Genomic DNA, 16,531 nt, shown 5'->3' on the forward strand with positions numbered 1-16,531 from the left:
CTCCTTAGTCGCAAAGGCTGAAATACAGACTGCTGTAGGGGTCTAACGTATCAAGATCCAGAACACAGGCTTCCGGAGAGATGCTGTCCATCTGCATCTTTCTGGCACTTTCCTGATAGGTGTCCGGCTCCGCCTGAGCCGCGAACACAAGTCCATCGTAATCAGCCGGCATATAGACAGAATAGCTTTTGGTAAGAACCGCTCCCCAGTCACCCACCTGGAAATTCCAGTCCGTGGAATAGGTAAATTCGATCAGATAGCTGTTTCCTCTCCAGCTGACGGTATGAAGATAATAGTTGTCGCCGCGGCTGCTGTTGTTAAATGTGGATCCCGCTGTCAGCCACATGCCAGTATATGCATCGTACAGTTCGCTGGACACAACGACTGTTCCATTCGCAGCACTTGAAATTGCGCTTTCCGGGATATAGCAGATTGCGTCAAAGTGCAAATCGCGGATGCCATCATGGATATCGTCCGCCCTTTTCGTAATCTCCCAATAGCAGTCACTCCGGCGGTAGCCATTACCTTTCCCGGAATAGCTGCTTGCGCCATTCGCCAGCAGGAATGTACCAAGCTCCACTTCGGCATTCATTTCCAGGCCATTTCTGGTAAAATAAGGCACGCTGGACTGGATTGCTTCTACCGGAAACAGACTTCCGCCATTGGTAAGATCCATCAGATCGCCGCTGACCGTAAGGTCAAGCTGCAGGGTGTCACCGCTTCCATCAAAGTGAAGGGTGATTCCGTTTTCTTCCACCCAAAGCGTACCGGATTCAATCACATCATCCTGATCATTTACAAATTCCCATGTGAAATCATCGTGGATGCGCAGCCAGCGGTTCTCCCCCTGGTATTCCCAGAGTCCCACATAGTCTTCCAGATTCGTAACCAGATCCGCGTCTGCTTCCAGATGCATATCCTGTTCGGCATCCTGGTCACTGTCACCGATGGCAATGGTAGAAAGATCTTCCCGGAACACATAGCGCTCCACCGGATCCCAGATCCAGATCAGTTCTGTATTGTCTCCATATTCATCAATGAAGCTGACCAGCACATCACTTTCCCCAGTCTTTCCGATATGTATATGGTATTCAGATTCCATTTTGTTTTTGGCATATGAGCACCTCCGACCATTGATATTCCGGCTGATTTATTTTAGTTTACCGTCTCCTCTCCGTCCTTGAAAGACAGTCTGTCAAAACTTCCTCCAGCTGCTCCCTCTCTGGCGGAAAGAGCCCAAAAGCATTTGCATGAAGTTTCCAGAACTCCAGCGCGTTTTTCTCATCTGACAGCCAGATCAGAGAGGCGGCAGGATTATTTTCCCGGATTCTCTGAACAATCTGTGCTCCCTTCTCCCCCCTTGCGGAAACCAGCATGATCAGATATGGATTTCCCCGGACAAAATGCAGATAGTTTTCCAGATTTCCGATATAAGTGTGGATGACCGGCCACCTTTGTTTTTCCGTTAAGATTGCGCGCAGCATCATTTCCAGTCCATCCGTCTCTTCCGCATGTTCTCCATATATTACAATCCGTACCATCACTCCACCTGCCTTTTGGATTATTCATATCTCATGTCTGCCATTATGATTCGTACCATTTTTTATTATTGTCCTGTCATTTACTTTCTCTTCGGAGAATTTTGTATTATAATCATACTAAATACGAATATTTCTGAAAACCACATCGACGTTAACGGTCAATCCTCGACCAAATTGGTCATTGGCTTTCTGCTTATACTTACAGATAATGGAGGTTTCTGCCTTGATGCACTTTGCAATTGTAGAAGATCTGGCTATGGATCAGGAACATCTGATCCGGCTGATACAGGAGAATTTTAAGAAACATAACGAGACGGCAGATTTTGACTGTTATGAAAGCGGTGAGGATTTTTTAGAACACTTCCGCCCCGGCCTTTACCATGCGGTTTTTATGGATATTATGCTGGATCAGAGCGGTTTAAATGGCATTGAAACTGCTGAAAAACTGCGCAGCATCGCAGAACGGATCCCCCTTGTTTTTATTACCTCAGAACGTGACTATTCACTGCAGGGTTACCGTGTCCATCCACTTGATTACCTGCTGAAACCCGTTGATGCAAATGCTCTGTCCTGGTGTCTTGATGAAATCCGTACATTTCTTGCTGAGCCGGCTTATATTGAGATTCAGGCTGCACTTGGTCAGGGACAGACCTCGGCGAAACGGATTTTTCTGGACGATTTTCTGTATGCGGAGACTCAGAATCACCGGCTGATCATCCATACTTTAAAAGAAGATATCTCTGCGCGCCTCTCGTTTGCAGAACTTCTGGCCCTGCTTCCCAAGAGCGGACGCTTCTATATGAGCGGCCGCGGACTTCTCCTCAATTTTTCACAGGTTGGCGACTTTCAGGAGGATGGTACCATCCACCTGAAAAATGGTGAATGCATCTTCTGCAGCCGACGAAAGAAAAAGGAAACCAAAGAAGCATTTGTAGCGTATCTGTTTGACTCTCTCCGGAAAGGAATAACTTTATGAACTGGCATGTATTTGGAAAAGCTTTTCTCTGTGAAACGCTGTACTCGATTCCATTTTTTATCCTGGCACTGTTTCCATTCCGGAAACAGCTGCGCTTTTCTCTGAAAAGCATTACGTTTTTCATTTTTCTGGGACAGCTGTTCCAGTCATCCTGCTATGTATATCTTGTTGCACACGGAAAACCTACCCGGATAACGGATATGATCTTTGCCGTGGTCTGCCTAAGCCTCTACTTTTTATGTGTAAAAGCCAATGCATGGAAACTGCTTTTCCTGTGCTTTTTCATTTTTAACTTTATGGTCACACTTCGCGGAATCTGCTTTTTTCTGGAAAGCTGGTTCTTTTCCGGTTCGGATCTAACGTTTTATTCACTTCACAATGAAAGTATGCTGATTATCTTTGTCTTTCTGTTTTTCACGCTCCCCCTGGGACTCAGATTCATGAAAAATGCCAGGGAACGGGTTTTTGAGGTAGACAGCCCAGCATTCTGGCACAAGGCCTGGTTTCTTCCATTTTCGGGCACTTTTATTGTCTGCGTTCACAATTTTGATTTGAGTATTGATGTGGTCCGCACCCCACGTTTTATTCTGACAAGGATATGGCTGCTGCTCATGACGGTCCTGGTCTATTCCATTCTTCTGGAAGCATTTGATATCATCCGCCAGCAGACCGTGCTCAAAGAACGGGCGGCCCAGCAGGAAACACTCCTGGCCATCCAGCGCACGCAGTATCAGCAGCTTTCCAGACATATGGAAACCGTCCGCCAGGCGCGGCATGACCTGCGTCAGCATTTAAATGTGATCGACCATTATCTGAGCAGCGGGAAAACCGAGGATCTGAAATCGTATATCGAACAGTACCGCATGACGCTTCCCCCAGACACCGGCCGGACCTGGTGCGAAAATTATGCAGTCAATACCATTGTCTGCTATTATGGGGAAGAAGCACGCAAAGCCGGAATTGACTTTTCCGTTCGTCTTGAGCTTCCAAAGCAGCTTTCCATCAATGAACCGGAATTATGTTCCATTCTCGGTAATCTCCTGGAAAATGCACTGGATGCCTGCCGGGACTGCACGGACACTGCACCTTTTATCCGCATCCGCGCCCGGGAAGAAAGCGGGCATATTGCACTGGCTGTAGATAATACCTGCGGCAGCGCTCCCATCGAAGAAAACGGCCAATTCCGTTCCACCAAGCACGAGGGCTTTGGCACCGGAACCGCTTCGGTCCGGGCCATTGCGCAGCGTCATCAGGGTGTGGCCGAATTTCGCCATGAAGATGGCATTTTTTATGCTTCCGTCTTTATCTGAACGAAAGTCCGACCCAATCTTGACATTTTCCGCCGCAAATTCTATACTGTTTTTAATCAATTATGTAAGAGGGACTATCTATGAAAAAGATTCTGGAAGAATTCAAGGCCTTCGCGTTGAAAGGCAACATGATCGACATGGCAGTCGCTGTGATCATCGGCGGCGCGTTCAACAGCCTGATCACCTCTCTGGTTGAAAATGTTGTCATGCCGGCATTAAGCCTGATCACCGGAAAGATTGACTTCAGCAACATGTTCCTTGCCTTAAACGGCGAGCACTACGCAACCCTGGAGGCCGCAAAGGAGCAGACCTCCGTTGTTGCTTACGGCCTGTTCGTCACCCAGCTGATCAATTTCCTGATCATGGCCTTTGTTGTGTTCCTTGTTATCCGCCAGTTAAACAAGCTGTACAAGAAACCGGCTCCGCCTGCAAAGCCGACGGAAAAAGAATGCCCGTACTGCAAAACAAAGATTGCCATCGCGGCAACCCGCTGCCCGCACTGCACCTCCATTCTTTCTGACGAGATTCAGAGCGAGGCCGCTGCTGCATTCAAAGAATAACAAATATTCTTAAGCATAACTCTGTTTTAACAATTCCAGAAGTTCTTTCTGTGGAAGCGGTTTTGAGAAGTATTAGCCCTGGATCATATCCACATTCCAGCTGCTCAGCAGTCTCATTTCCGCTTCCGTTTCTACGCCCTCCGCCACGATCCTGTAATTCATCCTCCGGAAGGTTTCCACCACGCTCTGATAAAACAGAGCCCGTTTTTCATCGCTGCAGATATCAAAAAGAAGAGAACGGTCAAGCTTGATCGAGGAAAACGGAAGCTGCATCACCGTATTCAGGTTCGCATAGCCGGAGCCGAAATCATCCAGGCAAAGACGAACCCCGGCTGCCGTAAAGTCATCTGCGACCTTTTTGAGGCTTCCATTATATTCTGTCGCAACGGTTTCCGTGATCTCAAACTGGATCCAGTCATGCGGGATTCCAAACTCATCCATAATGCGGATAAAATGACTGCTGCAGTCGCTCCTCATCAGATCCAGGGAAGACAGATTCATCTTAACATTCCAAAGCCGGCTGAGCGCTGCGCAGTTTTCCTTCAGGAACCTGCAGATACGCCTGAGCTGCAGATCGGTGATCTGTTCAATCATATGATTTTTTTCCGCGATCTGGATAAAGACATCCGGCGCGATCCAGCCAAGCTCCGGATGATGCAGGCGGCTCAGAGCCTCCAGCGTGACAAAGCGTTTTTCCACAGTGGAATAAACCGGCTGATAATACAGTTCAAATCGATCCTCCGAAATGGCTGTGTGAAGATACTGCTCCACCTTTTTCTGGTATAGAAAGCCATCCAGGTTTTTCCTGTCATTCTGGATCACCTCAGTCAGGCCGCTCTGCGCAGCCAAAGATTCCAGATACTCTGCGTATTCCAGGATCAGTCCGCAATCTCCAAGCGCCTGTGCCTCTGTAATACCACTGAGGATCACAGGCATGCTGATTTTTCTTCGGTCCACATTCATGGACGTCTCCGCGCCAAACATCTGCTCCAGTTTCGTAAGAAAATACTCATATTCCTTCATGGAACCGGCCACCACCAGAAAACGCTTTCCAGTAATGCGGTAAGCCTTCTTCCCGCATAACTCGCTGATCATATCTGCCGTCAGCTGCAGCGTGCGGTCACCTCCCTGGATCCCGATGATCTTGTTGATGTACTTTAACTGATAAAGATATACGGTAATGATATGAAATGATTTTCCGGTTGCGATCAGCTCCTCACATTTTCTGGTCAGATAGAGATGATTGTATACACCAGTCAGACTGTCCGTGTTCACATTGGGATTATTGATCGTGATAAACAAAGCCAGAATACCGAGACTTAAACCGAAGCCTGTCATCAGCAGCGAGTGGTCCAGAAACTGGATCACCACACCGCTTCCACTTATCACAAGAATTTCCAGGAGCACCATGGTCTTTCGGTATCCCAGTCTCCTGCTCCAGGAAATAATCAGGATAAAGGCTGCTGCCATATGACAGATGGCACTGTAATACATCAGCTTATACCAGGGTCCTTCCACATATCCTTCTGCCAGGTCAAAATAAAACAGCTTTTCCGTAAACGGGTTGATCAGAACAAGACCGATCAGAAGAAACGTAGCCAGGCCGGGCAGCAGCATTTTTTTGCGGAAATCATCTTGTTGTCATGCAGCGTCACAATGTAGCAGATCAGGGTAAACGGAAGCAGGGCCTGAAACAGATAAAAGACGGTCGTCGCCAGTATTGCTGCCAGGCCGAAATCTCCACCTCCCAATGAAATATAATAATTGCTGAGCAGCTCCGCTGCCACATCCAGAATTCCAAGGACTGCAAAGAAAAGGAATATCTGGTTGTTCAGATCATCTGCTCTTTTCTGCCCCAGAAAATTCCACAGGATCAGCAGCAATATTACCATTGCCGCAATCAGAAAATCCATATTGTAAACCATGGGTATCCTCCATCCGTTATTCTGTCTTTGAATCGCATGGACAATTAATCCAGCATAGTGGGATACGTTCCCTCTTCTGCCATTTTCACGATTCCCTCAATGCCGCACTGTACCATGCTGTCTACAGCCTGCTCGGTGTAGAATGCCATGTGCTGGGTCATGATGACATTGCGGAACTGATGAAGGTAAAACCAGTTGCGGTTCGCGATGATGTCGCTTCTGCGATCGCAGTGGATGATGCCTTCCTCCCCCTCCGCGGTGTCCATGCCCAGAGCGCCGATCTGCATAGATTCGATTCCTTCAATCAGCGCCTCCGTATCCGTCAGGCCGCCGCGGGCGCAGTTGACCAGAATCACGCCCTTTTTCATTTTTGCAATGCTCTCCTGATTGATCATGTGATGAGTGGATGGAAGCAGCGGCATATGAAGAGTGATGATGTCGCTCTCTTTATACAGGGTGTCCAGATCTGTATACTCTGCCAGTTTTGCCACTTCCGCGTTCTGATAAACATCATACGCCAGAATGCGGCAGCCAAATCCCTGCAAATCCTGAATGACCCGATGGCCAATATGACCGGTTCCCATAACGCCCACCGTCATGGCGCTTAAATTTCTTCCTTCCAGTCCTGCCAGAGAAAAATCATTGACATATCCACGCCAGAAGGCCTGCTTATACTGGCGTAAGCACATCAGCATCATCATGATCGTGAAATCTGCCACGCTGTCCGGCGCGTAATTCGCGTTGCAGACCAGAATCCCAAGCTCCCTTGCGGCTTCCAGATCAATATGGTCACTGCCAATGGTGCGAGTAGAGACGCACTTTACGCCAAGTTTTTTATATTCCGCCAAAAGTTCCCGGTTAATTTTTCCCTGGCCAAGAAACGTAACCCCCTCGCATCCTGCCGCCAGATCTGCATTCTCAAGAGACGGAATCTCGCTGTACTCTTTCACTTCCACGTTATACGCCTTTGCCCAGCGGGCAAACGATGTTTTCTCATCTGGGCGCACTTCAAATGCGGCAATCTTCAAAATAGTCTCCTCCTTCGTTTCAGCCTGTCACCGCCGTTATCTGGAAACGGTGGCTCAATCCTCTGCCCTGATTATATCTGTCACCTGCCCACCCTGTCAATATACAGCAATAAAGCCAGCAGCCCAGAAATTGCAGCACATATGCAGTTTCCAGACCACTGGCTTCATTTTTATGTCATTTTTATTTCATCACAGCTTCAATCGCTGCCTTCAGTCTCACAACCATCTCGTCCACATCTGCCTGCTCGATGACAAGCGGCGGAACAAAGCGGATGATGTTGGCACCGGCGCTGATGAGTACCAGATGCTGCTCTAACAGAGCGTTGGTGACAACTGGGCCGACTGCGGAATTGAACTCCAGGCCCTGGATCAGGCCTTTGCCTCGGTGGGCGATGACGCAGTCATACTCTGCCACCAGCTCTTCCAGTTTCTCATAGAGATAAGCGCCAACCTCTTTGACATGGCCAACGATATTTTTCTCTTTAAATACATCCAGAACTGCGTTGGCTGCCGCGCATACCAGCGGGTTGCCGCCGTAGGTGGTTCCGTGGTCACCCGGTACCATAGCGGTTGCTGCCTTGCCGCAGGCCAGGAACGCGCCGACCGGAGTACCATTGCCAAGAGCCTTTGCAGTAGTCATGACATCCGGCTTCACACCATAGCCCTGCCATGCAAACATCTCGCCGCTACGGCCCATACCGCACTGGATCTCATCTAATATCAGAAGGGCATCATGCTCATCGCAAAGGGCACGCACACCTTTGATAAACTCCTCGGTCGCCGGATAAATGCCGCCCTCACCCTGGATGGTCTCCATGATAACGGCGCAGGTCTTATCGGAGAACAGTGCCTTCACGCTGTCCAGATTATTAAACTCCGCGAATCTGATATTCGGAATCAGCGGAGCGAAGGGCTCCTGGTAGTGGTCATTTCCGGTTACGGAAAGGGCTCCCAGGCTTCTGCCGTGGAAAGAATGCTTCATGGCAATGATCTCGTAATCCGGTGCCATGCCCTTATTGTAGGCATAACGCTTCGCGATCTTTAACGCACCCTCAATGGCCTCGGTACCGCTGTTGGTGAAGAATACCTTGTCCATCTGGGATACGGCCAGAAGCTTCTCACCGGCACTGATGGCCGGCTCATTGTAAAACAGGTTGGAGATGTGAGGAAGCTTGTCCATCTGCTCCTTCACTGCGTTTTTCACTTCGTCACAGCTATATCCCAGTCCCATAACAGCAATGCCTGCGCCAAAATCCAGGTATTCCTGTCCGTCCGTGTCATACAGCTTTACGCCTTCGCCATGGTCAAAAACCACCGAAAAACGGTTGTAAACTTTATATAATGCGTGCTCTGCACGGTCAATGTACTGCTGTTTTTCCATTTGTATTTCTCCTCTTTTCGCAAACCTTATTTTGCTTCCTCATGGAAGTACCGCGCATCGCCATCCTTGTAGATTGCGGTACCGATACCACGGTTAGTAAAGATTTCCAGAAGCAGACAGTGTGCAATACGTCCGTCCAGAATATGTACCCGGGATACGCCGTTCTCGATGGCATCAATGCAGTTCTGCAGCTTCGGCAGCATGCCGCCTCCCAGGCTTCCGCTGTTCACGAAGTTCTGTGCCTCTTTTACGGTCATCTCGGAAATCAAGGAGCTCTTGTCCTCAAAGTCACGGTAAACACCCTCTACATCCGTCAGGAATGCCAGCTTCTCTGCGTTTACGGCACGGGCAATGGCACAGGCCGCATCATCTGCATTGATGTTGTAGCTTGCGTAATGCTCATCAGAACCGATCGGGCAGATGATCGGAAGGAAATCCTTCTCTAACAGATCGTAGATGATCTGCGGGTCTACCTTGGTGATCTCGCCTACAAAGCCAATGTCCTCGCCCTTGGAAAGCTTCTTCTCACAGCGGAGCAGCATACCGTCCTTGCCGCTGATGCCGACTGCTTTCACACCCAGCTCGTTCACCAGCTGTACCAGGCTCTTGTTCACCTTATTCAGAACCATCTCCGCAATCTCCATGGTCGGCTCATCAGTCACACGCAGGCCGTTTACAAAGTGCGGCTCCATGCCTACCTTGTTGACCCAGCGGCTGATTTCCTTGCCGCCGCCGTGCACGATGATCGGCTTGAAGCCAACCAGCTTAAGCAGTACCACATCCTGGATGACCTGGTGTTTTAACTGCTCATCCACCATGGCACTGCCACCGTATTTGACAACAATGATCTTGCGGTTGAAACGCTGGATATAAGGAAGTGCCTCAATGAGGACCTCCGCTTTCTGTAACTCAGTAATCTCGGAATTTTTCATAATCGTCTCCCTCCCCGGACTGCGCAGCCTCAGACGCAGTCCGTACCTTGCTCTGCATGTTTCGCTCCTGTCTGCCAGAATCCGCAGTGCTTAAGATCTATAATCTGCGTTAATCTTTACATAATCAAATGTTAAATCGCAGCCCCATGCGGTTGCGGACGCATTGCCCATCTTCACATCGGCAATGGCGGTTACCTCCGGCTCGGAAAGGATCTTGGTTGCCTGCTCCTCGCTGTAATCCAGTGCCACGCCATCCTTGATGATCTGCATGCTGCCTGCAGCGCTCTCAAAGAACAGGTCTACCTTCTCCGGATCGAACTGTGCTCCGGAGTAACCCATGGCACAGAGGATACGGCCCCAGTTTGCGTCATGTCCGAAGATTGCTGCCTTGGTCAGGCTGGAGGTGATGATGGATTTGGAAAGGGTCACAGCCTGCGCCTTGCTCTCCGCTCCGATAACCTTTACCTCAAACAGAGCGGTACAGCCCTCGCCGTCTCCGGCCATCTTCTTTGCCAGAGTCTCATTGACATAGTTTAATGCCTTGCAGAACTCCTCGTAATCTGCGTTCTTCTCGGTGATCTCAGAGTTGCCAGCCATGCCGTTTGCCAGAACCAGGCAGGTATCGTTGGTGGAGGTATCGCCATCTACGGAAATCATGTTATAGGTATCTTTCACATCCGCGCTCAGAGCCTCCTGCAGAAGCTCCTTGGAAATGGCAATGTCGGTGGTAACAAAGGAAAGCATGGTGCACATATTTGGATGGATCATGCCGGAGCCCTTGCACATGCCGCCTACGGTTACGGTCTTGCCGCCGATTTCAAACTGAACAGCGACCTCTTTCTTTCTGGTATCGGTGGTCATGATGGATTTGGCTGCCTCAGTACCGCTCTCGATGGTGCCGGAAAGCTCCGGGGCCATGGCCGCGATGCCTGCTTTTAACTTATCCATCGGAAGCTGCATGCCGATAACGCCGGTGGATGCCACTAAAACGGCGCTCTCCGGAACCTTCAGTGCCGCGGAAGCTGCCTGGGCGGTTTCTGCGCAGTAGCCCATGCCCTCAGCGCCGGTACATGCGTTTGCGATACCCGCGTTGATAACAACCGCCTGCGCGTACTCAGATTCCTTTACGATTTTCTGGTCCCACTTGACCGGAGCTGCCTTTACAATGTTGGTGGTAAAGGTACCAGCTGCCTTACATGGTTTCTCGCTGTAGATCATTGCCATGTCTTTTCTGTTTTTGTATTTGATTCCTGCCGCTGTAGATGCGGTCTGAAATCCTGCTGCTGCGGTTACGCCGCCCTCAATTACTGTATACATACTGTCTTCCTCTTATTTAATAAAATTGGTAATGTTCTCTTCGTTCAATACGAAATCATAATAGTTTACATCACTGCGTTCCACCCAGCCGACGTTGTGCCAGAACTCATTGCCGGCCTCGTTGGATTTGAAGGCGATGAGACTCACCTTGTTGATACCCTCCGCCTGAAGCGCTTTCATGGCAAAATGCACCATGCGGTGCCCCACGCCATGCTGCCGGTAATCGGACGCCACGCACACATGGTAGAAGAATCCGGTTCTTCCATCATGTCCGCACAGGATAGCGCCCACAATGCGGCCATTCTGCTCTGCCACCACGCTGGTGGTGGGATTGCGCTTTAAGAACCGCTCCACGCCCTCTCTGGAATCATCGATGGAACGGATTCCAAAGCCCTGAATGCTCATCCAGAGCTCATATACCTTATCATAATCTGCCAGGGTCATCTCCCGGACTAAAATACTCATGGTTCCTGCCATGTGCTGCTTCCTTTCCCGGTCAGAAGCTCAGGCTTTCGCCTCCGGCCCTTTTACTTTCTCTTTCCTATTTACGGGAATACCGGAATCTGTTTGAGTCCTGTATTCTCCGGCAGTCCGAACAGCAGGTTCATGTTCTGCATGGCCTGTCCGGCTGCTCCTTTTACCATATTGTCGATAGCACCCATCATAACAACACGTTTGGTTCGCGAATCCAGCTTAAAGGATACATCCGCAAAGTTGCTGCCCTCTACCCAGCGGGTCTCCGGCGGAAGTCCCGGCTCCAGAACGCGTACAAAGTATTCATTCTGATAATACTTATCGTAGATGGCCTTTACCTCTTCCGTGGTCACATCCTTTACCAGAGATGCGTAAGCAGTTACCAGAATGCCGCGGTTCATCGGAACCAGATGCGGAGTGAAGCTGATGGTCACCGGCTTTCCCACCGCGTAGGATAACTGCTCCTCGATTTCCGGAGTGTGGCGGTGTCCGGCCACGCCGTAAGCTTTCATGCTCTCGTTGACCTCACAGAACAGGCTCGGAACCTTTGCACTTCTGCCTGCGCCGGAAGTACCGGACTTGGCATCAATGATCATGGTATTCGGATCGATAATGCCTTCCTTTACCAGCGGATAGGTACTTAAGAAGGAACAGGTCGGGTAACAGCCCGGATTCGCGATGAGTCTTGCGCCCTTGATTTTCTCCCGGTTGATCTCCGGAAGTCCGTAAACTGCCTCACCGATGAACTGCGGGGTTGCGTGTTTGATCTTGTACCATTTCTCATAAACATCTACATCTTTAATACGGAAGTCCGCGCTTAAATCGATAATCTTTGTTTTGGATAAGATGTCCTCGGTCACCTGGGATGCGCAGAAGCCCTGCGGCGTTGCGGTGAAGATCACATCCGCGATCTCTGCCAGCTTTGCCATGTCATCATCCTTGCACGGCTCGTTTACAGCATGTGCCGTGTTTCTATATATAGAAGCGAAATCTTCACCCACATAACTTCTGGAACCGTACCATACGATTTCCACATCCTCTCTCTGAAGTAACAAACGTGCCAGCTCCGCTCCAGCGTAGCCGGTCGCACCGATAATTCCAGCCTTGATCATAGCCGTTCCTCCTGCGGTTTATAAATATTCACTTCTGCGGCTTGCTAATAAAAGAAGGTGCCGCAGAGCCGTTTACTGAGTTTCATTATAAGTACTTTTCCATCACAAGAAAATACTTTTTTCCAAATATTCTCAGGGATCCATGTGCAAAATGATGCGCACGGTCCCCCGCGAGTTTTCATAATTATACATCACATATGCATATTATGCAATGTTTTTTTGAAAAATATGCAATTAGTTCTTGCATAATACGAGAAACTGTTGTATATTTATGAAGTCTTACATGACAACGCAAATTTGAAAAACCATTTTTATAGACTACTCAAGGAGGATTTTGAGATGAAAGAGAAAGTTGTTCTTGCATATTCCGGCGGTCTGGATACCACTACAATTATCCCGTGGTTAAAGGAGCATTTCGATTACGATGTTGTCTGCTGCTGCATCGACTGCGGTCAGGGAAATGAGCTGGATGGCTTAGAGGAGAGAGCAAAGCTCTCCGGCGCTTCCAAATTATACATTGAAGATCTGGTAGATGATTTCGCTGAGAACTACATCGTTCCGTGCGTACAGGCAAACGCCACCTATGAAAACAAGTACCTGTTAGGTACCTCCATGGCCCGTCCGGCCATCGCGAAACGCCTCGTTGAGATTGCCAGAAAAGAGGGCGCAGTTGCTATCTGCCACGGCGCTACCGGCAAGGGCAACGACCAGATCCGTTTCGAGCTGGGCATCAAGGCACTGGCTCCGGACATCAAGATCATCGCTCCGTGGCGTATGACTGATATCTGGACTCTGCAGTCCCGTGAAGATGAGATTGAATACTGCAAGCAGCACGGCATCGATCTTCCGTTTGCAGCAGACAGCAGCTACAGCCGTGACCGTAACTTATGGCACATCAGCCATGAGGGCCTGGAGTTAGAGAATCCGGCAAACGAGCCGAACTACGATCACCTTCTGGTATTAAGCAATACTCCGGAGAAAGCACCGGATGAGGGTGAGTACGTTACCATGACCTTCGAGAAAGGTGTTCCGACCAGCGTAAACGGCGAGAAGATGAAGGTTGCTGACATCATCCGCAAGCTGAACACCCTCGGCGGCAAACACGGCATCGGTATCGTAGATATCGTTGAGAACCGTGTTGTAGGCATGAAGTCCCGCGGCGTTTATGAGACTCCTGGCGGAACTATCCTCATGGAGGCTCACAAGCAGTTGGAGGAGCTGGTTCTTGACCGTGCTACCATGGAAGTCAAGAAAGAGATGGGCGACAAGCTGGCTCAGGTTGTTTACGAGGGCAAATGGTTCACCCCGCTGTGCGACGCAATCCGCGCATTCGTAACCTCCACTCAGGAGTATGTAACCGGTGAAGTCAAATTCAAACTATACAAGGGCAACATCATCAAAGCTGGTACTACTTCTCCGTACTCCTTATACAGCGAGTCCCTGGCATCCTTCACCACCGGCGATCTTTACGATCACCACGATGCAGACGGCTTCATCACCCTGTTCGGACTGCCGCTTAAGGTTCGCGCAATGAAGATGGCTGAGCTTAAGAAAAACGAGACCAAATAAAATAATCTGAATCTGTAAAAACCCGGAAGAAGCCGCTCATACGGCTTTTTCCGGGTTTTTTATTTTGAAAGCTATAAAAGAGGACCACCCCATCCGGGGGCAGTCCTCTCTGAATTTTGAATTTAATTTGCTTTTTCCGGCAGGATCAGGTTATCGGTGCCGGGTTGAAGATGCACATGTCGTTGTGGAATCCGTGCTGATCGCTGTACGGCTGCTTGATTCCGCTTGCCACATCCAGGATCATGTCGAAGATCTGCTGGCCGACATCTGCGATGGTTTTCTCACCGGTAGCCACATCACCGGCAGAGATGTCGATCATGTCGAACCAGTGGTTCTTTAACTCGTTACGGCTGCAGACCTTGATAACCGGGCTGATATCCAGTCCATACGGAGTTCCGCGTCCGGTCATGAATACCTGAAGGCCGATACCGCTTGCAACCTGGCTCGGTCCGCAAACGATGTCGCTGGCCGGGGTAGCTGCATAGATCAGGCCATGTTTGGTCGGCTTCTGAGCCGGGGAAAGTACTTCCACGATCTGGCTGGTACCGCTCTTTGCGATACTTCCCATTGCTTTCTCTACGATATTCGCAAGTCCGCCTGCCTTGTTGCCAGGAGTCGGGTTTGCGTCACGGCCTACGCCGCCCTCTGCAAGGTACTTGTCGTACCATTTCATCTCCTCTGCCAGACGGTCACGGGTGTGGGCATCCGGGCAGCGTGCTGCCAGCATGTGAACGCCGTCGCGAACCTCGGTAACCTCACTGAACATAACGGTAGCGCCGCCACGAACCAGCATATCTGCTGCGTAACCTGCACTCGGGTTAGCGGAGATACCGGAGAATGCGTCACTGCCGCCGCACTGCATACCGATCAGCAGGTCGCTTAACGGAAGCTCCTCACGGGTTCTCTTGTTCAGCTTCTGCAGCTTTTTATCTGCCATTTCCAGAATTGCGTTCATCATAGCGTCATGACCAGCGTAGTCCTGAAGAGTCAGAACGTTCTCCGGGGTGATATCCTCCGGCGGAAGCACGCGGTCATAGGTCAGCTTCTCACAGCCAAGGCCTACTACCATGATCTCACCGCCAAAGTTCGGATGACGGATGACATTGGTGATCGCGCGGATCGGGATATATGCTAACGGTGCGTTGATCGCAACACCACAGCCATACGGATGGGTAACTGCTACCACACCATCTACATTCGGATACTTCGGAAGCAGCTCCTTCTTAATGCGCTCTACTGCTACCTTTAATACGCCAGCCGCACACTGAACCGTGGTTACGATTCCCAGAAGGTTTCTGGTGCCTGCCGGACCCTCGGCATTGCGGTAACCCATCCAGGTGGTTCTGGTCGGCATCGGAAGATCCTCCACCGGTACCAGGTTGGTGCCGTACTCCATATCATCTACAGACGGGCTCTGCGGGAGATCCAGCATATGCTCATTGATCCAGTCACCCTTCTTGATATCGTTGATCGCATAGCCGAGAACAACGCCGTAACGAATGATCTCTCCGCCTGCCGGGATATCGCACAGAGCAATCTTATGAGCCTGCGGAATGTCCTGATTGGTCACAAGACCTTCCATGATCTCGGTGCCGGCCTTCAGATCCTGAACAGCTACAACAACGTTATCCTGGTCTTTGATCTTGACATACAAACGTGCCATACATTTCCTCCTTCTTCGTCTCGCACTGCGGTTTTGCACGAACCTGCAATGCTTTAACTCCTTGTTGATAATCATATTATAATGCAGGAAATGTCATAAGTAAAATTAATTCTTTTTTTTAAAAACTTAGTTTTTGTAAGTTCTATTCATACAGATCCAATACGATCTTCGTGGAAACATCCTTGGCTGTTCCGGTCCGTCTGTCGACCTCAAAGGTTTTTAAGGTGCTTCCAATCTCATCCGGGCGGCTCTCTTCCTGAACTACAACGGTATATTTGTACTGGTTTTTGCTGTCTACCCGGTAATGCAGCACAATATCCTCAGAAATTTCCCTGTTGAACCAGCCGGCACGGTTTACCGCATTCTCCACCAGATAGCAGACGGAAGTCTCATCCAGGGACGGATGGCTGTTCCACGCCCCATTTTCCGCATCCAGGTCATACCAGACACCGTCTATCTTCTGCCAGCCGGATGCCAGGCTGCCATCGTCTTCTTTGTAAGTCCAGTCTCCGTTTTCTGCCTGCTGCCATTCGGCCGCGTAAGCCTTAAGCTCTGTCTCGGTGCCAACCGCAAAAACAGCCGCGCTTCCAGCAGCCAGCAGAAATGCTCCTGCCAGAATGCCCTTCATGGTTTTCTTCATTTTTCCCTGTCTGAGTTTCATAAATATCGCCCTCTTCTTTCTATCTGCAATTGTATTTCATCTTACCAGAAGAATATGACCGTTCTGTGAAGCAAAGCAAAAC

The 16,531-nt window shown here is 49.8% G+C and carries 16 protein-coding genes; 4 read left to right on the plus strand and 12 right to left on the minus strand.

All coding sequences use genetic code 11. The features are described 5' to 3' along the window. Positions 1 to 4: 4 nt before the first annotated feature. Both DWY84_RS12685 and DWY84_RS12690 read right to left on the minus strand, forming a co-directional pair. The gene (locus tag DWY84_RS12685) at positions 5 to 1,054 is read right to left on the minus strand and encodes a hypothetical protein (RefSeq protein ID WP_147354296.1); all 1,050 of its coding nucleotides are present in this window, start codon (positions 1,052 to 1,054) and stop codon (positions 5 to 7) included. A 106-nt stretch (positions 1,055 to 1,160) separates the two neighbouring features. Further along, positions 1,161 to 1,541, minus strand: a complete 381-nt coding sequence (locus DWY84_RS12690; protein ID WP_118533746.1) for a hypothetical protein — start codon at positions 1,539 to 1,541, stop codon at positions 1,161 to 1,163. A gap of 226 nt (positions 1,542 to 1,767) precedes the next feature. Between DWY84_RS12690 and DWY84_RS12695 the strand changes: the two genes are divergently transcribed. From DWY84_RS12695 to mscL, 3 genes are all read left to right on the plus strand, one after another. Next, on the plus strand, positions 1,768 to 2,517 hold the full coding sequence (locus DWY84_RS12695) for a LytTR family DNA-binding domain-containing protein (RefSeq protein WP_243024851.1): 750 nt from the start codon (positions 1,768 to 1,770) through the stop codon (positions 2,515 to 2,517). 440 nt (positions 2,518 to 2,957) lie between these two features. Next, complete coding sequence (locus DWY84_RS12700) at positions 2,958 to 3,827, plus strand: GHKL domain-containing protein (protein ID WP_178716351.1); 870 nt, start codon at positions 2,958 to 2,960, stop codon at positions 3,825 to 3,827. Positions 3,828 to 3,916: 89 nt separating this feature from the next. Then, positions 3,917 to 4,387, plus strand: a complete 471-nt coding sequence (gene mscL / locus DWY84_RS12705; protein ID WP_347560800.1) for a large conductance mechanosensitive channel protein MscL — start codon at positions 3,917 to 3,919, stop codon at positions 4,385 to 4,387. A 72-nt stretch (positions 4,388 to 4,459) separates the two neighbouring features. On the opposite strand, the gene DWY84_RS12710 is transcribed toward mscL, so the two are convergent. The 8 genes from DWY84_RS12710 to argC form a co-directional block, all read right to left on the minus strand. Then, the gene (locus DWY84_RS12710; protein ID WP_243024849.1) at positions 4,460 to 6,004 is read right to left on the minus strand and encodes a GGDEF domain-containing phosphodiesterase; all 1,545 of its coding nucleotides are present in this window, start codon (positions 6,002 to 6,004) and stop codon (positions 4,460 to 4,462) included. After that, the gene (locus DWY84_RS17800; RefSeq protein WP_243024850.1) at positions 5,971 to 6,312 is read right to left on the minus strand and encodes a hypothetical protein; all 342 of its coding nucleotides are present in this window, start codon (positions 6,310 to 6,312) and stop codon (positions 5,971 to 5,973) included. Before DWY84_RS17800 ends, DWY84_RS12710 begins: the two co-directional genes overlap by 34 nt. 44 nt (positions 6,313 to 6,356) lie before the next feature. Next, entirely contained in the window at positions 6,357 to 7,340 is a 984-nt protein-coding gene (locus DWY84_RS12715; protein ID WP_118533750.1) for a D-isomer specific 2-hydroxyacid dehydrogenase family protein, read from the minus strand. A 181-nt stretch (positions 7,341 to 7,521) separates the two neighbouring features. Beyond that, positions 7,522 to 8,721: an aspartate aminotransferase family protein gene (locus DWY84_RS12720; RefSeq protein ID WP_118533751.1), complete on the minus strand. Its 1,200-nt coding sequence runs from the start codon at positions 8,719 to 8,721 to the stop codon at positions 7,522 to 7,524. 26 nt (positions 8,722 to 8,747) lie between these two features. Continuing rightward, positions 8,748 to 9,653, minus strand: a complete 906-nt coding sequence (gene argB / locus DWY84_RS12725; protein ID WP_118533752.1) for an acetylglutamate kinase — start codon at positions 9,651 to 9,653, stop codon at positions 8,748 to 8,750. A gap of 90 nt (positions 9,654 to 9,743) precedes the next feature. Then, positions 9,744 to 10,970: a bifunctional glutamate N-acetyltransferase/amino-acid acetyltransferase ArgJ gene (argJ, locus tag DWY84_RS12730; protein ID WP_118533753.1), complete on the minus strand. Its 1,227-nt coding sequence runs from the start codon at positions 10,968 to 10,970 to the stop codon at positions 9,744 to 9,746. Between the two features lie 12 nt (positions 10,971 to 10,982). Further along, positions 10,983 to 11,447, minus strand: a complete 465-nt coding sequence (locus tag DWY84_RS12735; protein WP_118533754.1) for a GNAT family N-acetyltransferase — start codon at positions 11,445 to 11,447, stop codon at positions 10,983 to 10,985. 68 nt (positions 11,448 to 11,515) lie between these two features. Further along, positions 11,516 to 12,556: an N-acetyl-gamma-glutamyl-phosphate reductase gene (argC, locus tag DWY84_RS12740; RefSeq protein WP_118533755.1), complete on the minus strand. Its 1,041-nt coding sequence runs from the start codon at positions 12,554 to 12,556 to the stop codon at positions 11,516 to 11,518. A 339-nt stretch (positions 12,557 to 12,895) separates the two neighbouring features. Here argC and DWY84_RS12745 point away from each other — a divergent pair, with 339 nt between their 5' ends. Then, complete coding sequence (locus DWY84_RS12745; RefSeq protein ID WP_118533756.1) at positions 12,896 to 14,125, plus strand: argininosuccinate synthase; 1,230 nt, start codon at positions 12,896 to 12,898, stop codon at positions 14,123 to 14,125. A 145-nt stretch (positions 14,126 to 14,270) separates the two neighbouring features. Here DWY84_RS12745 and garD read toward each other — a convergent pair whose 3' ends face one another. Then, positions 14,271 to 15,788 (minus strand): galactarate dehydratase, encoded by a 1,518-nt coding sequence (gene garD / locus DWY84_RS12750; RefSeq protein WP_118533757.1) that lies wholly within the window; start codon positions 15,786 to 15,788, stop codon positions 14,271 to 14,273. A 142-nt stretch (positions 15,789 to 15,930) separates the two neighbouring features. Further along, positions 15,931 to 16,449 (minus strand): hypothetical protein, encoded by a 519-nt coding sequence (locus DWY84_RS12755; RefSeq protein WP_118533758.1) that lies wholly within the window; start codon positions 16,447 to 16,449, stop codon positions 15,931 to 15,933. Positions 16,450 to 16,531 lie beyond the last annotated feature (82 nt).

Origin of the sequence: Clostridium sp. AF27-2AA (assembly GCF_003478505.1) — a bacterium.
Lineage (GTDB): Bacteria > Bacillota > Clostridia > Lachnospirales > Lachnospiraceae > Brotaphodocola.